The sequence below is a fragment of the Nostoc sp. genome (assembly GCF_036919495.1).
Taxonomy (GTDB): Bacteria; Cyanobacteriota; Cyanobacteriia; order Cyanobacteriales; family Nostocaceae; genus Nostoc.
The window spans coordinates 33,191-59,546 of sequence record NZ_JBALBZ010000078.1 but is presented as its reverse complement, the minus strand read 5'-3'; the positions used below and the strand labels follow the sequence as shown (position 1 = coordinate 59,546).

Genomic DNA, 26,356 nt, shown 5'->3' with positions numbered 1-26,356 from the left:
CGATTGGAGATAGCAACTAACTCCATTCCTGGCACTGAATTGACAATTTGGTTGGCAATTCCTCGACCCATAAAACCAGCACCAATCATTCCCACCTTGATAGGATTTCCTGCTGCTGCACGGGTTTGTAAGGCGCGATCGATAATAATCATGAACTAAACTCCTTTTTGGAACTGTTTGTTGTGATACAAATTGTCTATAAACTTGCACTTAATAATTTGTGACAACTAAATATTAAGTACATTTTCATAGAAATTAGGATTAGCTATGGCTAGTAACTGCTTCTTTGCTAGATGCTATAGAACCAGTCTGTTTTTTCCGGCTGTGATTTTCGATAATTTGCTCCACAACATTTCTGTAGACTTGGGCAAACTTTTCTTTAGTATGATTTGCTCTTGCATATTGCCAAGCCTGACGAGACATCAGCTTTAGGTCTTCTCCAGGTAAATTGGAAATATTTCTAACTTTCGCTTTAATTTCTTCAACGGAAAGATTATCAAAAATCACACCAAAATCGTGGACATCCACACCAGATTCGTAGCTTAAAATGGGAATTAACCCAGCTTGTAAGCAACTGATTACTGCTCCTGACTGTCCTTCAGAAACGGAAGGGTAAACAAGCCCTAAACAGTTATTTGTAACCTCTATAAAGTCATGGCTACTAACATCAATCCAACCATAAGTATGGATGTTAGGTGTGTCGTACAGTTCTTTATAGAAAGCTTGCTCAAATTCTTTGTCATTACTTACCGGGCCACAAACTGTTAAATCGTATTCCGGCATTTGGGCAAAGGCATCTAAAACTAAATCTAATCCTTTGAGGACTAAAGCGCTACCACCAAACCACAGAAAACGCTTTCTTACCGCTTCCAAATCTTTTTTGTCGGGATAAGGATAAACCACAGGCGAGGAAATTGGGATACGATACATCGGTTTGTTAGCATACTTGAATGTATCAGTTGTGAAATCATTACCCAACACAATCGCGCAATCGGCATATTCAATTCCCAAGTTAGGCACTTCAAATCGCTGTGGTTTTAAGGTGATACCTTTGCGCCGTTGTAATTCTAAAAGCCTGTTGCATTCTGCTGCATTGCGAAACACCATATTCGCAATGTCAACGTGGAAAATTTTGATGCAATCCTTATTCAGTTTTGGTGCAAGCGCTTCCATTCGATGACGGATATCAATGAAAAATGCGTAGTCTTTTTGAGGAACGAATTTATCATTGTGAAACTGGATAACATCAACGTTGTAACCCAAATCTAAAAAAGTTTGGGCTATTTGCCAAACTTCCCAGTACCAAGTATGGTCTTTAGGCATTGGCTGACCAGGTTTTAAGAGGAATGGCTCAATCCGATAAGAAAGAAGTACATTTCCTTTGGGAGGCTGTTTAGGCTTTAGAGAAACAACCTGTAAAGTCTTAGTGTAATTGATACGAGCTTGAACTTTATTAGAGACAAAAGAGATAGTATTACCGACACGAGATAGAAGATTGTTTTGCATTTTTTCTATCCTAATTAATTATTGTATTACCTCATAGAAAGCAGCCAGTATGTTCTACAAGAAACACCTGGCTTAGAGAAAGAGTCTATAGTTATCTGGAAACTGTACCGCCAACAGTCATCATTCTCAACAAAGGCCAATTTAAATCTTTCTCAGATATTTCAGTCACATCTAGAGGCCAATCAATGGCAAAGAATGGGTCATCATAGCGTAAACCTCTTTCATACCCTGGTGTGTAAAATTCGCCCACTTGATATATAACTTCAGTCTCATCTGTGAGTGCTTGATAGCCATGAGCAAACATTTCTGGAACATACAAAGCGCGGCGGTTTTCTGGGGTTAGCTCTACACCAATGTGTGATAAAAAGCTAGGAGATTCAGGACGCATATCAATAATTACGTCATAGATAGCACCTTTAGTACAGCGAATTAATTTCGTTTCTGCTGCTGGCAAAATTTGATAGTGCATTCCCCGAATAGTGCCTTTTTTATAGTTAAAAGACAGGTTACATTGGGCAACTGTTGGCTTTAATCCGTGTGCTTCAAATTCTTGAGCGCAGAAAGACCGAGCAAAAAAACCACGGTGGTCTGGCTTTTCTTCTAAATCAATAATGAATGCGTCTTTGAGTGCAGTTTCGGTGAAAATCATTATGATTCCTTTGAGATGAATGTTGAGTAAAGAAATTAAACAAACCACAGAGACGCAGAGGGCACAGAGAGATATTTTGTATTAATCCTAAATCTACAAATCGGGTGCAACTCCTTTCTTTCTCTTCCTCTGTGTTCTCTGTGCCTCTGGGGTTAATTAAATTAGATATTCTTCTGGCAAGAACGTTTTTAAGTTGATACTTTAACTGCATCAGATGCAGAACGTAACTCTGCTCTGGGATAAGTATCATCCCAGTATTGGGTGCAAAGGTCTGGTCTTTCAGGAGGATTGGCAGTGTAACAAAAGAATAGCGCTGACCGTTCTTCTGTGCGGACTGTGCCGTGATGCAAAGCATTTTTCGTATCTACAATAATCACAGTACCTGCTGGACCTGGGCAAGATTTCCAAGCTGATTTGGGGATGACTGGTTTTACTTCATCATCATCGATACCCATATAACCTGACTTCCAAAGTTTGTAATAAAGTTGAAAATAATTCCAACTAAATAAGGAAGTTAAAGAGCGGGGGATAAATTCAAAGGGCCCAGTTTTTTGTTCTACATCTTTCAAATAAATGAATATTTTGATGATGCGACGGTCTTCGGCATCGCTATGCCATAGCAGTGTGCCAAACTGATCTTTGCTAGGAAAATCTTTGCGTAAATGTACACCATGAAAAGCAACAGGAAGACCAATATAATTTTCGATGATGTTAAGAAGTCTTTTTTCGATTCCCCAGGCATAAAACTCTGGTAAACCAGTAACTGTGCAAATTTGTGGCAACTTTTGCTCTAAATGGTCGTTGTTAGGATTTTCCATCTGAGACAATTGATGGTAAGAAGCTTTGAGCAGTTCTGAGCTAGATTTTAACCCTAAATCTGCCAGTGTTGTGACGTAAACGCCATCTTTTTTGAGACCCTTAAGAATGTTGCGATCGCTTCCTTCCAATGCCGGCAAATTTCTGCTATGCTTCCAACGGGCTAGGTAATATTCAAAGTCAGAAGATAGTGTAGCTATTTTGCATTTTATAGCACTAAACATAGTGTAAATCCTCCTTTTTTTGATAGATATTGGTTAGGAATTTAATAGCTTACGGCTTATAATTCCGCACTTCTTGAGTAGGTATTTCACTTGATTCTGCTAAACCGAGTTCTTTAGAAACCATCACATCAAAAGCACACAAGCTAACTAAAGCCAAAAATGGAACTACTATTTTGATAGCGGACATCGGCCATCTTCTTAAAGCACCCAAAAAAACTTTCAAGTTGACTTCTTTACCGTTCTGCAAAAGCATCCGTCTACAAAACTGCTTAGAATATCCACTTTTCTCTAATTTCAAAATCACTTCGGGTATGTGTTTGTATTGCATTAACAGTGCAGATTTTGGTTCCTTCTGCCAATAACTCACACCAACAACACATTCCAAATATGTATCTTGAGTGACGATTACTCTGCCATTAGCAGCACAATACCCGGCTAAATATGCTAAAGATATCCAGTTATTCTCAGCATCTTGCCAATCTTGCAAAGCACGTTTTACTAGGTCAGTGCGGTAGACTGTAGCAGTCAGAAAAATTACTGCGCCAACACTTTTTGAGAAACAATGCTCAAATATAGCTTTACCATCACCATCACCATTTTCACTATCTATGTCAAACCAGCGATTACCAACAATTGTTGGTGGGTGGACTGGTTCACCAGTAATTTGGTTCCGACCGGAAAAGTTGAGAAACAATAATGATAAATCTTCATGTTGCTTGAGTTTGCTAATCACATAAGCAATGCTTCTATCTTGAATTGGGTCATCATCACCAATTGTCCAAACATATTTGGTTGTCGTAGAATTTAGGCAATACATAATATTTTTGACTACGCCTAAATTCTTGAAGTTTTTATTTGATTTGAATGTAATATTACTAAGTGTTGTTTGCCATTTTTGGATCACTTCTTGAGTATTGTCTGTTGAACAATTATCAGAAACTAAAATTTCACAGTCATCTTCAAAACTTTTAATAGCTTGAGCTAACCAAGCAAGTTGTTTATCTAGAAGCTGGGCACGATTAAATGTAGGAATGGCAATAGTCAGCAGTTTATTCATATTAAGGTTTAATCTGTATTTAAGAAGATATTAAGCTGCTTCCAGTCTATCTTTTTGTGGTTTGGCGGCAAAAATTTATAGTAGATACACCTTTTAATTCCTCTTTAGCGATTTCCAAAATACATCAAAGCATTTATCTCTTGGAAATCACTTAAATATTGCCCACGATCGCGATGCCAGATAAATATAGTAATAATAGGCAACTTTTGGATTTAAAATTAGTAATTAAGACTCTATTAAAACCCTATCCCGAATAGGAGATGGATAAATTTTAACTTCAGGAATTGGCACTACAAACTGTCCACCCCATTCGCCAATAAATGCCATTTGTTCCATAATTTCTTCCTTGAGATTCCAAGGCAATATTAGAAGATAATCTGGTTTAGTTTCGCGGATTTTATCTGATTCAAAAATGGGAATATGAGTGCCAGGTAAAAATAATCCCTGCTTGTAAGGATTGCAATCTACTGTGTAATCGATAAAATCTTTTCCAATTCCACAGTAATTGAGCAATGTATTGCCTTTGGCTGGGGCGCCATAACCAGCGATTGACTTACCTTCTGCTTTAGCTGTCAAGATAAAATTTAATAGTTTGTGCTTTGTTTCTTTAACTTTTTCTCCAAATGTAATGTAAGTCTCTATGCGATGCAGTCCGTCGGCAATTTCTTTAGCTTTCAAATCTCTAACTCGTTGACTAATGCTGAGATGAACAGCGTAGTCATGTTTGGCATAGATTCTTAATGAACCGCCATGAGTTGGTAATTCCTCTACGTCAAAAATTTGCAAGTTGTGTGCTGCAAAGATTTTTTCGATAGTCAGGAATGAGAAATAAGAAAAATGCTCGTGATAAATAGTATCAAACTGATTTTGTTCAATAAGTTGCAAAATATGAGGAAACTCCATCGTCAAAATACCATTGGGTTTGAGGATGAGTTTAATTCCAGCGATGAAATCGTTTAAATCTGGTACATGAGCTAAAACATTATTACCTATCAAAAGGTCAGCTAGTTTTCCTTGTATCACTAGTTCTTTGGCAGTTTCAACTCCAAAAAACTTGTTGATACTAGGAATGCCTTTTTCTTCAGCAACTTTAGCTATATTTGCGGCTGGTTCTATTCCTAAAACAGGGATTCCCTTTTCTAGAAAATATTGCAGAAGGTAGCCGTCATTACTGGCAATTTCAATAACTTGATTATGATGATTAAAGCCAAACTTCTCTATCATCATTTCCGTGTAAGCCTTGGCATGTTTTAGCCAACTTACCGAGTAAGAAGAAAAATAAGCATAATCGCTGAAAATGTGATCTGGTGTTTCAAACTGTTCTAATTGAACTAAAAGAGTGTCTTCAGAAATATAAGCATGGAGAGGATAAAATTTCTCTGCATTATTTAGCTGTTCTGCTGTCAAATAGGCATTGGCTAAGGGCGACATTCCTAGATCAATAAAGGTTTGGTGCAGGGGTTGACCACTAAAACGACATTTTGCGATCGCCATAAACTTTAACTCACTTATTGCAAATAATTTAATAGATGGGATAAGTCCGAATCAAATAGGTTGATTCGGAAACTTAGTTTATTTGTTCGCTGCTGCTAGGCTAATCTAACTACTTTTTATTCCAGAAAAAATCTTTGTCAATTTGCTCAGTACGAATCAGATACTCTAGTTGCTTTAAGCGGGTAAATCCTCTAAACAAGAAAGTATCTTCAGCCATATCTATTTGACTAAATAAATCAAATAACTGCTGGGCACCAAGTCGGGCATTCCAATCACACTTAAATCCAGGTAGGATTGTGTTGATTTTCTCGAAGGATACTCGATAGCTGCGGTTATCTGAACCGTTGTTACCAAAGGACAATTTACAATCTGGGAAAATATCAGCAATAATTTCTGCGATTTCTTTGACACGATAGTTATTTGCTGTATCTCCCACGTTGAAGATTTGGTTATGTACAATGTCCCGTGGTGCTTCCAAAGCGCAGACTATTGCTTTGCAAATATCCAGTGCATGGACTAATGGCCGCCAGGGTGTACCATCACTGGTCATTTTGATTTGTTTGCTAGTCCATGCCAACCCTGCTAGGTTGTTTAAAACAATATCAAAACGCATTCTGGGAGAAGCACCAAAGGCAGTTGCATTCCGCATAAAGGTGGGAGAAAAGTCATCATCAGCGAGTGGTGTAACATCTCTTTCTACGAGAGTTTTGCATTCTGCGTAGGCGGTTTGAGGATTAACTGGGGATTCTTCTGTAACATCACCTGCGGTAGCAACACCGTAGACGCTGCATGAAGACATGTATACAAAACGACGCACACCCATAGTTTTAGCTAGGCTAGCTAGACGAACTGAACCTATATGATTAATTTCGTAGGTAATATTAGGTGCTAATTGTCCGGCTGGGTCGTTGGATAGTTCCGCCATGTGGACTATGGCTTCAACACCTTCCAAATCATCAGGGGTAATGTTGCGAATATCTTTGTTGAGGGTTTTGGGTGTCACCCCATTAGCGTTATACAGCCAACCAACTTTATAAAAACCGGTATCTAGACCGATAACTTCATGTCCCCGTTCAATTAACAGAGAGGGTAATAACGAACCAAGATAGCCTTCTGTTCCAGTTACTAATATTTTCATTGTGGTTAATGCCTTTGTATTGATGAGTTAAATTTTTTGTTTAGAAGAGACGCACAGATATTCGCCCTATAGGGTGTTGCATCTAAGAGGGAACCGCTATATTTTTCGTTTGTATGCAATAACTCGACTCTCTTCCATTCCTCTCTCCTAAGAGGCTACGGTGTATACACAAGTCTGAAATAGCTGAAAAACCAAGGTTTTACCCCACCCTAACCCTCCCCTTATAAAGGGGAGGGAACTAGATTTTCGGTTTCCCTCCCCTTATAAAGGGGATTGAACTAGATTTCCGGTTTCCCCCCAATATATCGGGGGGATTAAGGGGGGTAATTGGACTTGTGTGTACACCGTAGCTCCTAAGAGGAGAGAGGCTTTGAATCTTACTCCCATTCCCTTGTAGGGAAGGGGTTGGGGGTTAGGTCATTGGACTAAAATCAGAAGCGCTATGTATAATTCGGCTAACAGTCATTACACAGTTTGCCGACTAACCCATTGGGTAGCAGCACTCTATAGCGGTTCTTTATTGATGCACTACACTTTTTTCTAGTGAGATGGGTATCTTACCCGTCTCTTATATTTCCAGGCTGCAAAAGATGCCCACTATACAAGATTCACCCTTTTATTCAGCAGCCCGGAAGTAATAACTATGTTATCTATGCAGTTACTGCAATATCTAGATGGGAAAGTTGGGGAATTTCTGCCACAAGCGCTTTACCGATTTCTAGAGAAGATGTAGCGGCAGGAGAAGGAGCATTGCAAACATGAATGGAGTTTTGACCGGAAACAATCAAAAAGTCGTCTACAAGCTTGCCATCGTTCATTAAGGCTTGAGCGCGAACTCCTGCATGGGTGGGAACTAAATCTTCTGCTTGAACTTCGGGAATTAGTTTTTGCAAACTTCTGGTGAAGGCTGCTTTACTAAAAGAACGAATGATTTCTTGAATCCCTTCATCAGCGTGTTTGGCTGCCAACTTCCAGAAACCAGGATAGGTGATGACTTCAAGAAAATCCCGTAAGTCAAAGTCAGTTTTTTTGTAACCTTCGCGCTTGAGTGACAGCACCGCGTTTGGCCCTGCATGGACGCTACCATCAATCATCCGGGTAAAGTGAACACCCAGAAAGGGAAAATCTGGATTGGGAACTGGGTAAATTAGTGTCTTGACCAAATAACGTTTTTCTGGGGTGAGTTCGTAATATTCTCCCCGGAATGGAACGATTTTTGCTTGGGGTTCAACTTGACCTAGTTTGGCGGTGCGATCGCTATGCAATCCAGTACAATTAATTACAAAGCGGGTTTCAAAGTTACCTTTGTTTGTTTGCAGTACCTGATTTTTTCCACTTGGGGAGATTTTCAAAACTTTTGTATTCAGGTGTAAATCCCCACCCTGCTGTTGAATTAGCTGGGCGTATTTCAAACAAACTTGCTTGTAATTAACAATACCAGTTGAGAATACCCGAAGTCCACCTACACATTTTACGTGAGGTTCAATTTCCCTGACTTCTTCCGGGCTAATTCTCTTAACTTCTATGCCATTCTCTAAGCCACGTTTGTAGAGATTTTCTAAGCGTGGTAGTTCTTGTTCTTCAGTTGCAACAATCACCTTACCACAAACTTCATGCTCAATTCCATGCTCTTGACAAAACTCTACCATAGAGCGAGAACCGTCACGACAAAATTTAGCTTTGAAACTCCCTGGCTTGTAGTAAATACCAGAATGAATCACACCGCTATTATTGCCGGTTTGGTGAAATGCCCATTGACTCTCTTTTTCTACTACTAAAATACGGGCATTGGGATAGCGTTTTCCTAAAGCCAGCGCTGTAGAGAGTCCAACTATTCCCCCACCTATAATTGCAAAATCATACATTAGGATTATTGTACTTGAAATTACAGTAAATCTATAAAATTGGGAGTAGGGAGTGGGGAGTTAAAACTCATAACTCCTGTACAGACGCGATTAATCACGTCTCTACTTCTAACTCTTCTCTTACCAAACTTTCCAAGGAGCTTGAGTGCTTTTCCATAGCCCCTCTAGGTAGTTTTTATCGCGTAAAGTATCCATAGGTTGCCAAAAACCATCATGTTTGAAAGCCGATAGTTGTTCCATATCAGCTAGTTTTTCTAATGGCTCTTGCTCCCACACGGTAGAGTCGTCAGCAATCAAATTGATTACTTCTGGTTCTAACACAAAATAACCGCCATTAATCCAAGCTCCATCACCTTCGGGTTTTTCCCGAAAGCTGGTAATTTTAGTTTGCTCATATCCCAAGGAAATGGCACCAAAACGTCCGGCTGGTTGAACGGCTGTGAGGGTTCCTAATGTCTTTTGTTCTTTATGAAATTTAACTAGCTCGGTGATATTAATATTACTGACACCATCACCATAAGTAAAGCAAAAAGTCTCATTACCAAGATGTTCGCTGATTCGCTTTAAGCGTCCGCCTGTCATGGTATTATCACCCGTATTTACTAAGGTGACACGCCAAGGTTCAGCATAACCAGAATGCACGTTCATCTGGTTAAATCGCATATCAAAGGTAACATCTGACATGTGTAAGAAGTAGTTAGCAAAATACTCCTTAATTATGTAACCTTTGTAACCGCAACAAATAATGAAGTCATTAATGCCGTGAGCAGAGTAAGTTTTCATTATGTGCCAGAGAATTGGCTTACCACCAATCTCAACCATCGGCTTGGGTCTGATACTGGTTTCTTCACTGAGGCGTGTACCAAGTCCTCCAGCCAAAATCACCGCTTTCATGCAATTACCTCGGAGATTTGTAGGGATATAATTATTTGACCGTGCCAATTTTAGATTCTGGATTTGCAATTTGGGATTAATGCTCGAATGTCACGAGCCTATGAGTAGATTTGCTCTGCCCATTTTCATAGCGGGCATGTACCAAAAAACTCTTTTAATCGAAAATCCAAAATCGAAAATCCAAAATTGTTTGACTTTATCGACATGAAGAGGATGCACTTAGATAGAGAAAATTGATTTCTTTTTTCTTTTTCTCCGTCAATAATCTAACTGTTATTTTCGGTAAAATCATGAAGGAAATATAAATTAAAATCTTTTCTATATAAAAGCTCTATGAATATCTAGAAATAGGAAAACAAATTACTCTTTCAAATAAAAATATTACCCAATAAATAACTAGGGTTAGCGTTAGTTAACCCTAGTTAGGCTTGATTTATGAAATTCAAACCATAATATACTAGTAAAAAAACTTACTTATTTTTAGTTAGTTTTTTCCACGTTACTTGAGCTTTGGAATAAAGGGTCACATTTGTTTTCTACGACGACACACATGTTACTGAGTGCTTGCTGATAATTATCCATATCATCTTGCTCAAGAAAGAATTTGGCAGATGCCTGTATATCCTCGACAGCTTTCGCCTGATTTTTGTTAGATTCACTACCGCCATATTGTGCTAGTTCATAGCGAACCATGCCTCGTTTGAGATACACTTTTGCTAGTTTAGGGCTGATAGCTAATGCTTGGTTAAAGTCAGCGAGCGCTTGATGATATTCTTGCTCATAATTGCTGCTATATTGAGCAATTTGATAATAGACAACACCGCGTTGAAAGTAAGCTTCTGCTTTGGATACATTAAGTTTTATGGCGTAAGTAAAATCTGCGATCGCTCTTTTGTAAGCTTGTTGAGATTCACCGCTATATTTAGCCATTTGGGTGCGGACAATCCCGCGTCTGATATAAGCTTCAATTTCATTACTATCCAGACCAATGGCGCGATTATAGTCTGCGATCGCTAGGTTATACTCTAGATCGGGATCGTTGCTATATTCGGCGAGCATATAGCGGGCATTACCCCGATTCACAAGAGCTTTGGTTTGATTGGGATTGATTGTGAGAGCTTGGCTATAATCTGCAACTGCTCCTTCGTAATCTTTCATGTTATAGCGAGCATTGCCACGATTTACAATAGCTCTGGCATGTGTCGGTTCTTGTTCAATTGCTCCGGTAAAGCTGGCAATTGCTTTTTCATAATCTCGGTCTTTGTAAGCAGTATAACCTTGCTGATAGTAATCAGCGAAGCTGAGTTTGTTATTTGTCTGGCGAGACTTCAGTGTTTGTTGAGTGTAAGCATTTTGGGTAATTAACGGCTGAGTAAATTTAATCATTACATCCGCATATCCCAATAAACCAAAACCTAGCAAGCAACAAATAATCGGGTACAACTTTGACTTTTTAGAAGGTTTATAAGATGCACCGCTTGGGGTAATTACTGGCTGCCAATAATTAGCTGAGTGCGGTGACATGGTTCGCTGTGGAAAATGCGGTGTCTGGGTGTAGTGCTTTTTCCGTTTGATTCGCGGTTGGAGATGTTCTCTAGCTTCTATAGCTCGATGTGATGGGAAAGGGTCGCGTCCGCCTAATCGCACGGTACGTTCACACCAGGGACAGCTACGCATGTGGTTGTTGTAGCGATGCTGAGGATTTGTCGTGCAGGTAATCAGGGAATCTTCGGCTTCAGCAATAGCCGATAGCCAAGCCTGGGCACTGGGGCGCAGCTGTGGATTATTGTGACCGTCTTCAAAACAACGGACAAATAATTCTTGTAAGCTGGGATGAAGAATTTCCCAAGCGGGTGCAATAGGTGTAGGAAGGTAGGGTACGTAGCGCTTTTGGCTGTAAGTAAAATGACCCGATGCAATGCGGGCTTCGTAGGGCGGTGGCTCAATAGCACCTTGAAAAATCCCCGAAAATGGGTGTGTGCCTTCCATTAAGAGTTGAAATACCAGCACCGCTAACCCAAATAAATCGTGAGAAATTTCGCGATCGTGCTGGGCAAAAGTTTTATTCTGTAGTTCTGGTGGGGTAAACTCTGGTTTACCAACTGGGCAGCGATAAACAACATTGCTGCTTGGGTCGAGTACTTGGAAAGAGTCTGTGTCTATCAAAGTCACCAGTGCTGTATCACTGACGAGGATATTTGACTCGTTTACATCACCAATACAATATCCACTAGCGTGTAAAGCAGCAAAAGCTGCCGCCAAGTTACGAGCCGTGCGGAGCAGGTACTGATAGTTGAATAGGGGGCAGTGTTGGCGACGGGTTCTGGGGTTGTAAAAGTCGATGATTGGACGCATCCCTTGAATGCGTGGCATCAAAAAGCCGAGGATGATATTTTTGCCATCTGCCGCTCGTAATAAATCCTCTGGCCAAGCGATAGAGATATGCCCTAAACTCGCTGTAGGGTTTTCTGGCGGGTTGGCAAGCATCGCTTGGAGTTTATCAGCATGAGCAGTCGTTGGCTTATGGTAAATCTTTGCCACCAAGTTGTTATCGGATGGCACTGCATAAACACAAGCTTCACCGCCACGTCCCAAACTGACATTGAGACTGAGGATTTCTTTTCTAGGGGAACAACGTAGTACCTGCATAATGAAATTACCGCTAACGGAGTTATTGTAAGATGTGAAACCTGTAAATTTCTTGCTTATGAGTTGTTGAATGCAGCTATTATGAGTGTCAAATCATCATCAGTGCGTTGCGTAATCCGTTCTGAGCGTAAAAACTTTACTAACTGCTCCTTCGCTTCTGTCTTATCCTCGGCATTAGCTACAAATTCAAACAAGGGAAAAAAGAAGGGTTTGTGAGGTTCGCCAACAACCATATTCAAAGCCAGCATTTGTAGTCCGTCGGTGATGATGCCAACATTTTCTATGTCTGTGCGCCAGATTCTTATCTGCGCTGTATCTAAGGCAGTAGGAGAAGTTAAAAAAGTAGTTTCGTTGATGTATTCGCCGCTATCAGGTATAGTCAGTGCCAAGAGGTTGCCCATGCTGTCTTTTGCCACTGCCAAACCATCACCTATTTGCATTACAGCCACAACTTCTGGTGTGGCAAGCATCACAATTAAGGTAGTGGCTAAATCTTGAGGCTGTTTGTCACAACTAGCCGCCTCATCATCCACAGCTTTTTTGGCGGCTAATATGGCATCATTTAAGAGCGATCGCACCAATGCATCATCAGTCAAACTTTTCCGAGTCAGTCCTTTGGTTGAAATGTTTTCTATTGCTGTCTCCACAGCAATCATCGCTCCCACTTTTCCAAGGCTAGCAGAACCCGCGCCATCTGCTGCGGCCGCCACTAAAACGTTATCTGATAATACTTGCCAGTGATGAGCATCCTGGCATAACTGATTGTTTTTTAAGTGACTTGTACCACATACAGACGCAGCCACAATCCGCCATTGAGCAATCTGTTTTGATATGTTCATAGATTTTTTTCCAGCAGCTAGCTGTGTAAACATCAAGCTGCGATTTTTTATTAAACAGTCCCCCAACCAATCGGCGGTAATGCTACCTGTTCGTCCACCTGCGAATGAGAAACAGCTGACATACTAGTTGACAGCCAGACAAACATCTCGATAAAATTTAATCCTTTCAGCTTCAGGGGGGTACGCACAGCTATTTGATTTAAACGAGTCATATTCGCATTTTCTACACCTACTGTAAAAAATGCTACGCGCTTATTAGCCTCGTCTCCCTGTAGGCGCACGGATGCTTGCTCTACAACATTTTCTAACTCGCCTTGTGGTTCTCCATCGGTAATCATAAATACCCAAGGACGATAGTAGGCAATCCCATTCGCACGGTACTGGGATTTCCGTTCTTGAATTATGTCTAAAGCTTTATGAATTCCTGCACCCATTGTAGTCAATCCCTGAGCTGTCAAAATCGGCGGATTGAATTGATCGGCAGTCACAAAGTCTTGTACTACATTGATATTACTATCAAATGTTACGATCGCCACTTCCACCCGTCTTGCGGCTAAGGAATTTTTGACTAATTCATCCTTTAAACTTAGTAAACCTTGATTTAAAGCCTCAATCGGATCTCCTTGCATTGAGCCAGATGTGTCTAGTAACAGTACACAAGGACAACGTGGTTCTGGGTTCTCAGCAAATTCTACTACTTCATCAAGTCTTAATGTATCATCCATAACTTTTTGTGTTATGTTAAAGTTCAAAGCTTTATTTCCCTTTTCTCAGAGTATATAATTACAGTCGCCGAAGCGACTTACAGAATATAGTAGCTAGTGGTAGATGCTCTAATTTTTATTAAACAAATTTTTTTCATGAAGTTCTCTGCATATTTAAGAAGAACTTGATAACAGCTTAGTTTAGCAAAAAAGAGTTTATCAAAACGCAGCGTTCCCTGTTGTAATGTATCTACCCAAAAATTATATCCATTAACCCTACAGTACAATAAATACGTAAACTTTCCTATATAACTTTTTAAAGATTTTATGTAGAAAAATCGTTCTTTTAGATAAAAGTAATTAACCATAATTAAGCTTATTAACTCCAGAAGTATAGTAGTGTAGCTGCGGAAACATGGAATCAAATTTACTCTTTTAAGTAAGTGGGCATAAATAAACATCATTATTAAGGTTTTCAGTCAAGAGTTGTCGGTAGTAAGTAAAATCCAGAAGTAACTAACATTTACTGAGGTCTAGCTAGGATAGATATTTATGTTTATTCATACCCACTTACTTTTTTTTGAGATAGGTAAAATAAGCAGAATGTGTTAAATGTAACAAATAGTGTCTAAAATTTCCTAGTTTTAACATATATACATATTTTAAAAGGAATATTTTGTACGGAGAGAAATATTACAAAGAAGAAAATATTTTATAGCTGATATTTTTAATTTACAAATGTTCGGTTGTTAATTCCGCAAAAAACTTGAGAAATATGAATAATTCCGGTACATTCACCAAACTACGTCCAATAAGTTTGTTAAGACAGTTATCTAATTGCTCCGACAGTACTTGTTTACAAGCATTGAGTAACTTAGTTTCTTGGTCAATTTACCTAGAACAGGGAAGAATAATCTACGCTACCCATTCAGTGGAACCCTTTGACCGGCTAGAACGTCATTTGCGTCGTCTCAGCCACCAAATTCCACGGCTTACCAGTGAGATTCGTGTTCAATTACGTCTAATGTTTGAACCTGATTCACACACTCAGTTAATTGAAAATGATAGTAATTTAACAAACCACCCTCCTGAGTATCAGGCTATATCCTGGCTTGTTAGTCAACAATATTTGCATTCTACACAAGCAACAGTGCTGATTCAAGAATTAGTTCGAGAGGTGATTGAATCATTTTTACTAATCAAAGGAGGTACTTATGAATTAGCAGAACCACTTGATATAATGCCAATATTTTGCAGGTTAGATGTAGAAAATATTCTAGAACATTGCCAAGTAAGATTAAAAAAATGGCAAGCTTTTATTCCTCAAATCTCTTCTCAATATCAACGTCCATATCTGTTGATTAACAGCAAAATCGAGGAAAAAGATTTACCAAAACTCCAGCCAGATTTAACTAATTGGATGAAAGGTTTTAGCCTGTGTCATCTAGCCGTAATTTTGAATCAAGATGAAATCCAACTGGCTCACACTTTATACCCTTACATACTTAAGGGTGCGATTATCTTGCATGAAGCTGATCCACCTTATGATAAATTACCAAAGATATTTGAAGAGGAATCGCTTATCTCAAAATTAATTCCCAAGTTAGTTTATACCAAAAAAGAACTAAATACCATCGTCAACTTTTACCTAGATATTTCTGAAGAGAATATAGTTCCTGTCCAACGATTACCTCAAATTTATCCTTCTCCAAAAGAGAAATTTCAGGAGCCAACAATATCAAATAGCATAACTTATGCTTCCCAAATAGTAGCGTCTGCTACTGTAACGGCACAAAAAGCTCATAAAATCGTTTCTGTAGATGATAGCCCCACAATTCTCAAAGAAATTAGCCGTTTCTTAGAAAACGAAAATTTTTCTGTAGTAACTATTAACGATCCAATAAAAGCCGTTCTGTCAATTATAAGACACAAACCGGATTTAATTTTGTTGGATTTAAACATGCTAGGAATCGACGGTTATGAGTTGTGCCGGATTATACGAAATAATTCCATATTTCAGAAGACTCCTATCATCTTTGTCACTGGGAATAAAGGGGTTTTAGACAAAGTAAAAGCCAAACTAGTTGGGGCATCTGGATATCTGACTAAACCATTTACTCGCACCGAATTACTGAAAATAATCTTTATGCATTTGATTTAAATTAATCACTCTAATGAGTTTTTTATGCACATTGCTTTGTGGGATAATGTACACATGACTACTAATCTAGAAATTGACGAAAACTTAATTAAGGTTGCGATCGCGTGTTGTACCTAGAGCCAATCTTAAACATATCTCCCACATTGACACAAGCCAAGACGCTAAGAAAAGATTAGCATGAGAGATTGTTCTGCCAGTCTAACGTAGTAGGATTGTTCAAGTGAAAGGGTAAGCCTTGCCAGACGAGTAGCCATCGATCGCTAGTAGGCACCCTAAAATGAGAACAAAAGACGATTCCTAAAACAAGCACACTCCATGCGTATTTCTCTAAATTGGCTGCGCGAACTAGTAGAGATAAAACTTAGTCCAGAAGAATTAGCTGAAACCCTGACAATGGCAGGGTTTGAGGTAGAAGAGATTGAAGATCGCCGCACTTGGGCAAATGGCGTGGTTATCGGCAAAGTGCTTGAGCGTCAACCCCATCCCAACGCCGATAAATTGAGTGTTTGCCAAGTCGATATCGGTGCAGGTGAGACTTTAAATATTGTCTGTGGCGCTGCCAATGTGAAGGCAGATATCTATGTACCAGTGGCAACTACGGGTACTTACTTACCCAAGATTGATTTAAAAATTAAACCTGCAAAATTACGTGGTGTCGCATCTCAGGGCATGATTTGTTCTTTAAAGGAACTCGGTTTGCCCACCGATGTAGACGGAATTCATATTTTTACTCAGCAAAATTTACCATTGGGTAGTGATGTGCGGCCGTTGTTGGGTTTAGATGATGTAATTTTAGACCTCACGGCAACTGCAAATCGTGCTGATGCTTTAAGTATGGTAGGTGTAGCAAGAGAAGTAGCAGCTTTAACTGGTGGAAAGTTGAGCATTCCTGAACCTGGTGAAGTCTCCATTACCAAAAGTGCCGGAAATTTAGCTTTAAAAATTGCCGATACCCAAGCTTGTCCTGCATACATCGGTACGGTAATTGAACAAGTGAAAATTGCTCCATCTCCCGAATGGTTGCAACAGCGTTTGCGGGCGGCTGGGGTACGTCCCATCAGTAATGTAGTGGATATTACTAACTACGTTTTGTTGGAATGGGGACAACCATTGCACGCCTTTGATTGCGATCGCTTACAATCTGTTGCAAGTAGCGAAAATTTAACCATCGGCGTTCGCTTCGCCAATGCTGGAGAATCCCTCAAAACCCTGGATGGACAAACTCGCACCCTATCAACCCAAAATTTATTAATTACCGCAAACGACAAACCTGTTGCACTGGCGGGAGTCATGGGTGGAGAAGAAACAGAAGTCCATCAAGGGACTCAAAGCCTAGTTTTAGAAGCAGCTTTATTTGATTCCGTGGCAATTCGCCGTTCTTCTCGGAGTGTTGGGTTAAGAAGTGAGGCTTCTGGCAGATATGAACGGGGAGTTAACCGCGCTGAATTGGAAATAGCTAATCGCCGCGCCTTATCCTTAATTAGCGAATTAGCTAGTGGAATTCTTGTCCATCAGGAAATTGCCGACACCCGCCCCGATTCGTCTACCTGGAGTCGTTCTATCGCCCTGCGTTTAGACCGCGTTAATCAAATATTGGGGCCGATAGATTTAGGCGAGGACACAGGTGAACTGCAAGAACAGGATGTTGAGCGCATCCTGACTGCATTGGGATGTCAATTGACTTCTTCAGAAAAAGATACTAACCATCAACCTACATGGTCAGTTTCTGTTCCACCCTATCGTTACCGCGACTTAGAGCGAGAAATTGATTTAATTGAAGAAATCGCCCGTCTCTATGGCTACAACAAATTCTGCGATACCCTACCAGAAAAAGCAGAAGCTGGCTATCTGCCTTTAGATGAGGAATTGATTCGCAAATTACGAGCTTTCCTGCGGGCTGAAGGATTGACAGAATTAATTCATTATTCTTTAGTCAAACCAGGAGAAGACAGAAATATAGTATTGTCAAATCCCTTGTTTGTCGAATATTCAGCGCTGCGAACCGATTTGATATCTGGGTTAATTGATGCCTTTCAATACAATTTAGAGCAGGGTAATGGTGCCTTGAACGGCTTTGAAATCGGGCAAATTTTCTGGCAAGAAGAAGACGGTTTGCAAGAAACAGAAACCCTAGCTGGAATTGTGGGAGGGGATATTTCCGTTGGCAAATGGTCAAAAAGTGGACGCGAAGAACCCATCACCTGGTTTGAAGCCAAAGGCATTTTAGAAAGTGTATTTCGGCAACTTGCCTTGCAGGTAGAATTCCAACCCGATTGCCGAGATAATCGCCTACATCCAGGACGCACCGCTTCCCTGTGGATTCGGGGTAACAGACTAGGTATTTTTGGACAACTCCATCCCCAATTGCGACGAGAAAAAGGTTTACCAGATTCCGTTTATGTTTTCCAGTTGGATCTAGATGTGCTTTTAGAGTCTCTGGGAGAAGATGAAGTTCTTGTGCCAACATTCCAGCCTTATTCTACCTATCCAGCTAGCGATCGCGACATCGCCTTTTTCGCCGCCGTGAAAATCTCAGTTGCCGAAATTGAAAAAGTAATTACCAAAGCGGCTAAAGATTTGCTCGAATCAGTGGAATTATTTGATGAATATCGGGGCGAAAACGTCCCCGAAGGACAGAGGAGTTTAGCATTCCGTCTAGTTTATCGGTCTAGCGATCGCACTTTGACTGAGGCGGAAGTGGAACCAGTACACAATAAAGTCCGCGAAGCCTTGGTGGAAAAATTCGGCGTCAATTTGAGGAGTTAGAAGTTATATAAAGTTGGTGCCCAGATCCCCGACTTCTTGAAGAAGTCGGGGATCTAAATCCCGCTTAAGGGACTTCCAAATAAAAAAATATTCAATTATTTATTGTGGGGTGGGCATCTTGCCCGCCCAGTTTATCATGGCGGGCAAGATGCCCACCCCACAAGATTGGATAATTTATTTCTTGGAAGTCCCTAAGTAAGTGCCATTCGCCAGTAGGGTGCGTTATGGACACGCCGAAATAACAAATGAGTACGCCGAAATAGCAAATGAGTACGCCGAAATAGCAAATGCGTAGGCGTAGCCATCGGTGAGAGGTTAAGATAAAGTGCCTTTTGTCAATCAGTTAAAATACTTAAAATAGCCTTAATAATAATGATAATCGTGTACGAGTAGACGGGGAGGAGGCGATCGCATCTAATAAAACTAATCCCAGTTGCTTGAATAAAGCAGTATTACATCTATACTACTAATCAACAGTATTTATTGTATAATTTGCTCTGATAGGATGTTTGAAAAGTAGTTAGCTGTGATTTTAGGCACTTGGAGATCCCCCCTAACCCCCCTTAAAAAGGGGGGAACCGGAATCAAAGTCCCCCTTTTTAAGGGGGATTTAGGGGGATCTCCAAGGGTTGGGCGTATACAAAAAAACTTTTCAAACATCCTCCGACGCTACTCATAAAAAAATAAATCTTCGGTAATCAACGATGATAGAATTTGCCGCCATTACTTCTGTTATTAGTAAATATGCTCCTCAAGCTAGTCAAATAATCATTAAACAAGCTCAAAAAAACGAAGCTGTCATCAAAGTTTTACAGGAATTAAAACTCAATCCTACCCAAATTGCTGATGATGTTGATACTGTTTACGTTTACGCTCTGGTAAGATATGGTGTATTTAAGCCTGAAGCAATTTTAAACCTGTTTAAAGAGAAAGTAATTAAAGATTATTTTTGGGATGCTTATAGTAATAATACTCCTTCTAAGTTTGTAGAAAATACAAAAAGATTTCTTAATCAAAATAGCGAACTAAAAACGCAGATAATCAATGCCAAAATCAATTTTTTGGGTGAATTAGAAGAATTTGGCGAAGTTTTTATTACAATCGCTAAACAAACGAGAGCCTCACGATATCAGCCTTACCCAGATTGGAATTTAGATGTTTATCCCAAAGAGTTTAAAGCTTTAATGTTTGAAAAAACGCGCTTATTTTGCGGTCGTGATTTTGTGTTCAAGGCTATTCAAAAATTCTTCACCACTCAAACCAAAGGTTATTTTACCGTGGTTGGGGATGCAGGGATGGGTAAAAGTGCGATCGCTGCTAAATACGTTTTAGCTACTAAATTTCCTTGTTATTTTAATGTTTTCGCAGAAGGACGCAACAAACCAGAAAAGTTTTTAGCTAGTATTCGTCAACAATTAATTAAGCGTTATTCCCTCCAAAATGCTGAAAATGCCGATTTAAGGACTTTATTGCAAAAAGCCAGTGAAGAACTAAAAGGACAAAAACTTGTCATTGTTGTTGATGCACTAGATGAAGTAGAACAAGAAGGAAATAGTAATCTTTTAGATTTACCACAAAATCTTCCCGATGGAGTCTATTTTTTACTGACTAGAAGACCTTATAATGAAAAAACAAAACGTTTAATTTTATCTCCAGATACTCCTGTAGATGAATTAGATTTGACAAAAAGTGATTTTACAGTTTTGAATCGAGAAGATGTCAAAGAGTATATTTACTTATTTTTACAGAATGATCATAAATTAAGAATTTGGATTAATGAGCGCAATATTTCTGAGGATAATTTTACTCAGGAAATAGCTGTCAAGAGTGAAAATAATTTTATATATTTGCGCTATCTATTACCCGGGATCTCTGAAGGTAAATATAATGATTTAACTTTAAAAGGATTACCGCAAGGTCTTCATGACTATTATACGACTCATTGGAATCGGATAGGGATGGATAATGAATCTAATGAAAAGAAGGTAAAAATACTGTACATATTGGTAGAAAGAGGTGAGCCAATATCTCTAAATATGATTGCTGAAATTCTTGATGAGGATGAGGATGAATATGATGTGAAATCGGTGTTAAATGATTGGATTGAGTATGTAACACCGAAAGTAAATGAAGAAGAACGAAAAACTTATTATAGTATTTATCATCGCAGTTTTCTGGAATTTCTCAAAAGACAAGATAAATTCGATAATAATCGAAAACTGTTTAGAGAAGTTAATAAGAGTATGGCTAATTATATGGCAAAGGAGATAGAATAAAATGGTCGGACTTGCCAATAAATTAGCCTTAAAAACTGATGAATTTCAAAGTTTCTTTATAGGCCAGTTCCCTGAAAAACAATTAAAAGCGGGTAACTCAGAAACTTATTATCAAACTCTCACAGATTTTGATTTTATTTCTTTAAAAATTCAATATCCCAAATTTGGAATAGAAGCCCTAATTAGGGATTATTCCTTAATTGAAGAGCCGGAAATATTAGAGAACTTAGAAGAAGATGAAAAACTAGACCCCGAACAAGTCAAAAACCTCAAATTAATTCAACGTGCGCTACAGTTATCAGCCCATGTTTTAAATCAAGACCCCAATCAATTAGTAGGACAATTATGGGGAAGGTTGCAGAGTTTTCCCCAGCCAGAAATTCAGCAAATTTTGGCAGATGCAATAGAAAGTAAAAGTAAAATTCCTCGATTTCGCCCCATTACAGCCAGTTTAACCACTCCAGGCGGAAACCTAATACGCACCCTGACTGGTCATAACTCCAGGGTATTAGCAGTAGCAATCGCCCCAGATGGAAAAACAGCCGTTTCTGGTTCACAAGAGAACACCCTGAAACAGTGGGATCTAGAGACAGGAAAGGAAATCTCTACCCTGACTGGTCATAACGACAGTGTAAGAGCAGTAGCGATCGCCCTAGATGGAAAAACAGCCGTTTCTGGTTCTCATGACAAGACCCTGAAACAGTGGGATCTAGAGACAGGTAAGGTAATCTCTACCCTGACTGGTCATAACTCCGCTGTAAATGCAGTAGCGATCACCCCAGATGGAAAAACAGCCGTTTCTGGTTCAGATGACAACACCTTGAAACAGTGGGATCTAGAGACAGGTAAGGAAATCTCTACCCTGACTGGTCATAACGACAGTGTAAGAGCAGTAGCGATCGCCCCAGATGGAAAAACAGCCGTTTCTGCTTCTTATGACAAGACCCTGAAACAGTGGGATCTAGAGACAGGTAAGGAAATCTCTACCCTGACTGGTCATAACTCCGCTGTAAATGCAGTAGCGATCGCCCCAGATGGAAAAACAGCCGTTTCTGCTTCTGGTGACAACACCCTGAAACAGTGGGATCTAGAGACAGGTAAGGAAATCTCTACCCTGACTGGTCATAACTCCCCTGTAAGAGCAGTAGCGATCGCCCCAGATGGAAAAACAGCCGTTTCTGGTTCAGATGACAACACCTTGAAACAGTGGGATCTAGAGACAGGAAAGGAAATCTTTACCCTGACTGGTCATAACTCCTGGGTATTTGCAGTAGCGATCGCCCCAGATGGAAAAACAGCCGTTTCTGCTTCTTATGACAAGACCCTGAAACAGTGGGATCTAGAGACAGGTAAGGAAATCTCTACCCTGACTGGTCATAACTCCGCTGTAAATGCAGTAGCGATCGCCCCAGATGGAAAAACAGCCGTTTCTGGTTCAGATGACAACACCTTGAAACAGTGGGATCTAGAGACAGGTAAGGTAATCTCTACCCTGACTGGTCATAACTCCTGGGTATTTGCAGTAGCGATCGCCCCAGATGGAAAAACAGCCGTTTCTGCTTCTGGTGACAACACCCTGAAACAGTGGGATCTAGAGACAGGTAAGGAAATCTCTACCCTGACTGGTCATAACTCCCCTGTAAGAGCAGTAGCGATCGCCCCAGATGGAAAAACAGCCGTTTCTGGTTCAGATGACAACACCTTGAAACAGTGGGATCTAGAGACAGGAAAGGAAATCTTTACCCTGACTGGTCATAACTCCTGGGTATTTGCAGTAGCGATCGCCCCAGATGGAAAAACAGCCGTTTCTGCTTCTTATGACAGCACCCTGAAACAGTGGGATCTAGAGACAGGTAAGGTAATCTGTACCCTGACTGGTCATAACTCCGCTGTAAGTGCAGTAGCGATCGCCCCAGATGGAAAAACAGCCGTTTTTGCTTCTGGTGACAACACCCTGAAACAGTGGTATCTAGAGACAGGAAAGGAAATCTCTACCCTGACTGGTCATAACGACAGGGTAAATGCAGTAGCGATGCCTGTGGCGGGCACAGCCAACGCCCCAGATGGAAAAACAGCCGTTTCTGGTTCATTTGACAACACCCTGAAACTGTGGGATCTAGAGACAGGTAAGGAAATCTCTACTTTTATTGGTGATAGTCCTATAAATTGCTGTGCAGTTTCCCCAGATGGATTGACAATTATAGCAGGAGAATCGTCAGGGCGTGTTCATTTCCTCCGTTTAGAAGGGGGTAAAAAAAATGAAACCCATTACTGAAAATACAATCAATATCCCCAGATATCCCCTAGAATTTCAGCAAATCATTACCGCTAAAAATCAAAACTTTGTCGGTCGTGAATTTGTCTTTTATGCTATCAACAACTTTCTCAGTCAATCTGACCGGGGCTACTTTACTATTATCGGCGATCCTGGCATTGGTAAAAGTGCCATTTTTGCCCATTATGTCAGTCAAAATCCGGGAGTTGTTTATTACAATGTCGAAATTCCAGGTAAAAATCGCGTTGAGGAATTTCTGACAACGATTTGCACTCAATTAATAGAAATCGCCCAAAATCAAGGTATTAAAACTAGTGTTGAGCGGAGTCGAAACAATCTCACCGCTAACTTTCCTGACTCTACCACAGAAGACAGTGGTTTTTTATCGTTGTTACTGCAACAAATCAGCAATAGATTGCAACCGAAACAACGTTTAATTATTACTATAGATGGCTGCGATAGAATTGATATCAACAATCAACCACGCGGCTCAAATATATTCTATTTACCCCGTTATCTACCTGAGAAAGTTTATTTTATCCTTAGTCGTCGTCCTTTTTTGGCAGATAAATCAGGTTTATTAATTGAAACTCCAGCCCAATCTTTAGATTTATCAAATTACCCTGAACAAAACCGCGCTGATATCCAAGAATATATTAAAACTTATTTAAATGAATCATCTCATTCTGTAGACGCTTCTGCGGCTACTCTTCTCCTGACGGAGACGCTACGCGAACGAGAACGCCAAAGGCGAACACTCAGGGTGCATAACCTTAGCCAACAGAAGAATACCGGAGATATTTCGCTCAACATAACACAAGGTTTTCATGATGAAACCAATTTTATGTATGTTAAAGAAATCTTAACAGCTATTAATGAGGATATTTACCCCCAAAATTTACAGATATATTACCAAAATCACTTAGAAAAAATGAATTTAGCAACCAGTAAACAGCAACCAATGGCTTTGCAGGTGCTAAATATCTTAGTTCAAGAGCAATCAATATCAATAGAAGCGATCGCTGAAACATTAGATACAGATGAATATGAAATCAAGGTAATTTTAGACAAGTGGCGAGAGTTTTTACATTTAGAATCAATAGCAGCCGAAATCCATTATAGTATTTATCATGCTAATTTTCGTGATTGGTTGAGGCAACAAATTGAGTCTAAAGTTTGAGTTAAAAGGGCGCTTAGAGGATGTTTGAAAAGTCCTCTTGTCGGTATCAAAAGTTTTAGATCCCCCTAAATCCCCCTTAAAAAAGGGGACTTTGATTCCGGTTCCCCCCTTTTTAAGGGGGGTTAGGGGGGATCTCAAGATGCCTAAAGCCACAGGGAAAAACTTTTTAAACAACCTCTTAGAAACCGCCAGAGTAATATTTTATTAACCAGTAGGAGTAACAAGCAATTATGACTAAATATGTACTTTGGGGTACTTACTGCGAAGACGTTATCGAAAAACGCGCCCCTCACCGTCAAGCTCATTTAGACGGATTAGCAAAACAGAAAGAATCCGGTGTGCTGATTACCATTGGACCCACCAAAGATGTCACAAAAGTTTTTGGGATTTACGAAGCCGAAGACGAAGCCACTGTACGCCAGTTAATTGAAAATGATCCCTACTGGAAAAATGGCATCTGGACTGAATATTCTGTCAAAGAATGGATTCAGGCTTTTTAAATTGGGCGTGGGGCATGGGGGAAAAGAGTGCTGAGTTAGGAGTTAGGAGTTAGGAGTTATTTCTCTCCCTGCCCCATGCCCCCATTCCCCACTCCCTCATCTCCTAATACGGTTCGGTTAGGGTTTTTTGATTAAAATTCTAAATCACAAAGACGCGATAAATCGCCGTCTCTACAATAATCAATCCTTCGTCTTGACGGCAATTTATCGCGTCTCTTGGCTTTAACCGAACGTATTGCCTCATCTTCCTCATCCCCACTCCCCACACTATGAAAATTTGGCAAGTTGATTTTTATCGTCGTCCCTCACAAGATGCATCTGGACAAGTTTTATGGGAGTTGTTGGTTTGTGACGCAACTCGCAGCTTTGAGTATGAAGCCACCTGTATTCAGTCAGCAGCAAATTCTAATTGGGTTACTACTCAACTTGAGCTAGCCGCAGGTGAAAAATTGCCAGATGTGATTCAGGTATTTCGCCCTCAGTCACTAAGTTTAATTGAGGCGGCAGGACGCAATTTAAGTATAAATGTCGAACCTACCCGCCATACTTTGGCGTTGAAGCAGTGGTTACAAGAAAAGCAATATCCCTCAACCCTGGAGAAACCACCCCCAGCACCATTGCCAGAAAACCTGTGGGGAGAAGAATGGCGTTTTGCAAGTTTAGCTGCTAGTGATGTGGAAACGAGTTTTAGCGATCGCCCCATTCCCATTTTGCACCTCCCAGAACATCGCAAACCCATCAATTTAGGTTTGGCATCAACAGTGCCCGTCCCTGGTGTAGTAATTTATGGTGGACGGCAATCGATGCGCCTAGCGCGGTGGTTACAGCAAGCCCGTCCCGTAGGCTTGAATTATATATCTGGCGCACCAGAGGGCTTAATATTAGAAGCTGGCTTGGTGGACAGATGGATTGTTGCCACTTTTGAAGATCCAGAAGTTACAACAGCAGCCCAAGCATTTGAACAACGAAAAAAGCATTGCCGAGGATTGCATTTTTTGTTAGTTCAACCCGATGATTCCGGGATGACTTATAGCGGCTTTTGGTTGTTGCGGGCAGAAGATTAATATTAATTGCCAAAAATATTTGTCCGCTTAATTTCTATAGCTAAAAAAATTAACTAAAGCGATGTCTAACTGCAAGGCACTACGTGTCTACGCTTCACTGTAATAACCCTTGTAATAAGAATATTGCTTCTATAGTTGCGTGTATGAATTATTTCTAGTAAATTTATGTACTAAAAATCATTGAAGTAACAACAAATATTTTTTGTATTTCATATTACTAATTAATTTAATATTTATCCAGTCTTTGGTTAGAGATATAGTGAAATCTCATTGATTATCATTGAAATTGAAAGAATAAC

18 protein-coding genes and 1 pseudogene are annotated in these 26,356 nt (G+C 40.0%); 7 read left to right on the top strand and 12 right to left on the bottom strand.

What is annotated here, in order from left to right; translation table 11 throughout:
- The 12 genes and pseudogenes from V7K25_RS10630 to V7K25_RS10575 form a co-directional block, all read right to left on the bottom strand.
- Positions 1 to 152: pseudogene (locus V7K25_RS10630) on the bottom strand (NAD(P)-dependent oxidoreductase); the annotation flags it as partial.
- A gap of 109 nt (positions 153 to 261) precedes the next feature.
- Positions 262 to 1,506 (bottom strand): glycosyltransferase, encoded by a 1,245-nt coding sequence (locus tag V7K25_RS10625; protein WP_335157626.1) that lies wholly within the window; start codon positions 1,504 to 1,506, stop codon positions 262 to 264.
- 91 nt (positions 1,507 to 1,597) lie between these two features.
- Complete coding sequence (gene rfbC / locus V7K25_RS10620; RefSeq protein WP_100898234.1) at positions 1,598 to 2,155, bottom strand: dTDP-4-dehydrorhamnose 3,5-epimerase; 558 nt, start codon at positions 2,153 to 2,155, stop codon at positions 1,598 to 1,600.
- Positions 2,156 to 2,343: 188 nt separating this feature from the next.
- Positions 2,344 to 3,195, bottom strand: a complete 852-nt coding sequence (locus tag V7K25_RS10615) for a phytanoyl-CoA dioxygenase (protein ID WP_335157624.1) — start codon at positions 3,193 to 3,195, stop codon at positions 2,344 to 2,346.
- A 49-nt stretch (positions 3,196 to 3,244) separates the two neighbouring features.
- On the bottom strand, positions 3,245 to 4,252 hold the full coding sequence (locus V7K25_RS10610) for a glycosyltransferase family 2 protein (protein WP_335157622.1): 1,008 nt from the start codon (positions 4,250 to 4,252) through the stop codon (positions 3,245 to 3,247).
- A 225-nt stretch (positions 4,253 to 4,477) separates the two neighbouring features.
- Entirely contained in the window at positions 4,478 to 5,746 is a 1,269-nt protein-coding gene (locus V7K25_RS10605) for a class I SAM-dependent methyltransferase (RefSeq protein WP_335157620.1), read from the bottom strand.
- A gap of 109 nt (positions 5,747 to 5,855) precedes the next feature.
- Complete coding sequence (locus V7K25_RS10600) at positions 5,856 to 6,884, bottom strand: NAD-dependent epimerase/dehydratase family protein (protein WP_335157618.1); 1,029 nt, start codon at positions 6,882 to 6,884, stop codon at positions 5,856 to 5,858.
- Between the two features lie 650 nt (positions 6,885 to 7,534).
- Positions 7,535 to 8,749, bottom strand: coding sequence for an L-2-hydroxyglutarate oxidase (gene lhgO / locus V7K25_RS10595; RefSeq protein WP_335157616.1), 1,215 nt, complete (start codon positions 8,747 to 8,749; stop codon positions 7,535 to 7,537).
- A gap of 120 nt (positions 8,750 to 8,869) precedes the next feature.
- Positions 8,870 to 9,643: a glucose-1-phosphate cytidylyltransferase gene (rfbF, locus tag V7K25_RS10590; RefSeq protein ID WP_229555979.1), complete on the bottom strand. Its 774-nt coding sequence runs from the start codon at positions 9,641 to 9,643 to the stop codon at positions 8,870 to 8,872.
- Positions 9,644 to 10,123: 480 nt separating this feature from the next.
- The gene (locus tag V7K25_RS10585) at positions 10,124 to 12,292 is read right to left on the bottom strand and encodes a tetratricopeptide repeat protein (protein WP_335157614.1); all 2,169 of its coding nucleotides are present in this window, start codon (positions 12,290 to 12,292) and stop codon (positions 10,124 to 10,126) included.
- Between the two features lie 56 nt (positions 12,293 to 12,348).
- Positions 12,349 to 13,131: a PP2C family serine/threonine-protein phosphatase gene (locus tag V7K25_RS10580; protein WP_335157612.1), complete on the bottom strand. Its 783-nt coding sequence runs from the start codon at positions 13,129 to 13,131 to the stop codon at positions 12,349 to 12,351.
- A gap of 50 nt (positions 13,132 to 13,181) precedes the next feature.
- On the bottom strand, positions 13,182 to 13,856 hold the full coding sequence (locus V7K25_RS10575; protein WP_335157610.1) for a vWA domain-containing protein: 675 nt from the start codon (positions 13,854 to 13,856) through the stop codon (positions 13,182 to 13,184).
- 754 nt (positions 13,857 to 14,610) lie between these two features.
- Between V7K25_RS10575 and V7K25_RS10570 the strand changes: the two genes are divergently transcribed.
- The 7 genes from V7K25_RS10570 to V7K25_RS10540 all read left to right on the top strand — a co-directional run bounded on the left by V7K25_RS10570 (position 14,611) and on the right by V7K25_RS10540 (position 26,057).
- Positions 14,611 to 15,996: a response regulator gene (locus V7K25_RS10570; protein ID WP_335157608.1), complete on the top strand. Its 1,386-nt coding sequence runs from the start codon at positions 14,611 to 14,613 to the stop codon at positions 15,994 to 15,996.
- 315 nt (positions 15,997 to 16,311) lie between these two features.
- Positions 16,312 to 18,762: a phenylalanine--tRNA ligase subunit beta gene (gene pheT / locus V7K25_RS10565; RefSeq protein WP_335157606.1), complete on the top strand. Its 2,451-nt coding sequence runs from the start codon at positions 16,312 to 16,314 to the stop codon at positions 18,760 to 18,762.
- Positions 18,763 to 19,466: 704 nt separating this feature from the next.
- Positions 19,467 to 21,038: an AAA family ATPase gene (locus V7K25_RS10560; protein WP_335157604.1), complete on the top strand. Its 1,572-nt coding sequence runs from the start codon at positions 19,467 to 19,469 to the stop codon at positions 21,036 to 21,038.
- Between the two features lies 1 nt (position 21,039).
- Complete coding sequence (locus tag V7K25_RS10555) at positions 21,040 to 23,313, top strand: WD40 repeat domain-containing protein (RefSeq protein ID WP_335157602.1); 2,274 nt, start codon at positions 21,040 to 21,042, stop codon at positions 23,311 to 23,313.
- On the top strand, positions 23,297 to 24,493 hold the full coding sequence (locus tag V7K25_RS10550; RefSeq protein WP_335157600.1) for an ATP-binding protein: 1,197 nt from the start codon (positions 23,297 to 23,299) through the stop codon (positions 24,491 to 24,493). The genes V7K25_RS10555 and V7K25_RS10550 overlap by 17 nt, the downstream gene beginning before the upstream one ends.
- Positions 24,494 to 24,723: 230 nt before the next feature.
- Positions 24,724 to 24,993 carry a YciI family protein gene (locus V7K25_RS10545; RefSeq protein WP_335157598.1) on the top strand — a complete coding sequence of 90 codons (270 nt, stop codon included), beginning with the start codon at positions 24,724 to 24,726 and terminating at the stop codon, positions 24,991 to 24,993.
- Between the two features lie 269 nt (positions 24,994 to 25,262).
- Positions 25,263 to 26,057 carry a Tab2/Atab2 family RNA-binding protein gene (locus V7K25_RS10540; RefSeq protein ID WP_335157596.1) on the top strand — a complete coding sequence of 265 codons (795 nt, stop codon included), beginning with the start codon at positions 25,263 to 25,265 and terminating at the stop codon, positions 26,055 to 26,057.
- Positions 26,058 to 26,356 lie beyond the last annotated feature (299 nt).